Here is a 1,056-nt window from a genome sequence, read left to right as displayed (position 1 = left end):
TGAGGATCGGCGTGACCATCTCGCACTTTTCGCTGTCCGGCCCCTCGATGCTCACGTCCCGCTGGAACTTCCACTCGCGGCCCTGGGCGTCCCAGGCCGACCAGGTGTAGTAGCCGTTGCGGTAGGCGGTGTCCTCGAACCGTCCGGTGCCGAAGAACTCGGCGGCGAGCTTGGCGGCGGCGTGGCGGGTGATGCTGTTCATCTCCACCTCGACCCCGATGGTCTGCATTTTCATCTCGGCGACCTGGTTTTTCATTTTCTCGTTCATGGTGCTGACCTCCGTTTTTTGTGTGTCCGGCGGGGTGTTTCCCCTTTCGGTAGTGACATATTCGCTCTAAAACGGAGATATAGCAAGTCAATTCGCACCTATAAAGTACACGATCATTCGGGGCTGGAATTGTGTAGTCTATAGCTCGGCCTGCACCAGCGGGGCCAGATTTTCACTCTCGCCGGTCAGGATGTCCAGCATGAACTTGGCTCCGGTACGGAACCCGTCCAAGTAGCGTTCCTCCGCCGTGGTGGTGCTGGTGGTAAGCTGGGCGGACACCAGCCGCTCCAGCGCGGCAAGGCACTCACCGTCCAAGTGTTCCCGGAGGAACGACTCGGCATCGGACACCTCCTGCACCGCCTTTTTCAGTTCCGAGGTCTGCTTAATGGCGGTGGCATCCGGGGAGAGATTGCCCAGGTAGAACTCACGGATGATGCTCCGCATTTCACTCCACCACCTTTCTGCACTCGTCCACACCATACAGCACATGGAGGGAGCCACCGCCGTCCCAGGCCACCATGATGGAGCCGGAGTCATCCACTCCCCGGACGATCCCCTTGGTGCCGATGGGCGGGGCGTGGGGATCGTCCATACGGAGCAGCTCCACCCGGCATCCCACCGGGTACTCCTGGCGGATGTGCTCCACCGTTTCCCTACGCGGAAACTTTATGGTCGGCCACCTCCTCTCTGCTGCCGGACTTGAACGCGCTGTTGCCGGAGAGGTTGCGGAGCAGGATTTTCCGCTCGTCTTTGAACTCGGCCCCGATAAAGCCCAGCCGGAGCAGGAA

Annotated in this window: 3 protein-coding genes and 1 pseudogene; all 4 read right to left on the bottom strand. The window is 60.6% G+C overall.

All coding sequences use genetic code 11. The features are described from left to right. Positions 1-268 (bottom strand): amidoligase family protein (locus U8U68_RS21890; protein WP_322204574.1); only part of this gene is annotated, 268 nt, incomplete at its 3' end. Between the two features lie 138 nt (positions 269-406). Then, entirely contained in the window at positions 407-712 is a 306-nt protein-coding gene (locus U8U68_RS21885) for a DUF6809 family protein (RefSeq protein WP_322204572.1), read from the bottom strand. A gap of 1 nt (position 713) precedes the next feature. Continuing rightward, the gene (locus tag U8U68_RS21880; RefSeq protein ID WP_437124465.1) at positions 714-914 is read right to left on the bottom strand and encodes a DUF4314 domain-containing protein; all 201 of its coding nucleotides are present in this window, start codon (positions 912-914) and stop codon (positions 714-716) included. A 7-nt stretch (positions 915-921) separates the two neighbouring features. Beyond that, positions 922-1,056 (bottom strand): annotated as a pseudogene (locus U8U68_RS21875) (virulence protein); the annotation flags it as partial.

This window comes from Acutalibacter intestini (assembly GCF_034334985.1).
GTDB lineage: Bacteria > Bacillota > Clostridia > Oscillospirales > Acutalibacteraceae > Acutalibacter > Acutalibacter intestini.
The sequence above is the reverse complement of the archived record's forward strand: the minus strand, read 5'-3'. Positions and strand labels throughout refer to the sequence as shown.

Excerpts from the sequence above, each read along its gene's own strand:
- U8U68_RS21885 (WP_322204572.1), bottom strand. The coding sequence starts at position 712 with ATGCGGAGCATCATCCGTGAGTTCTACCTGGGCAATCTCTCCCCGGAT.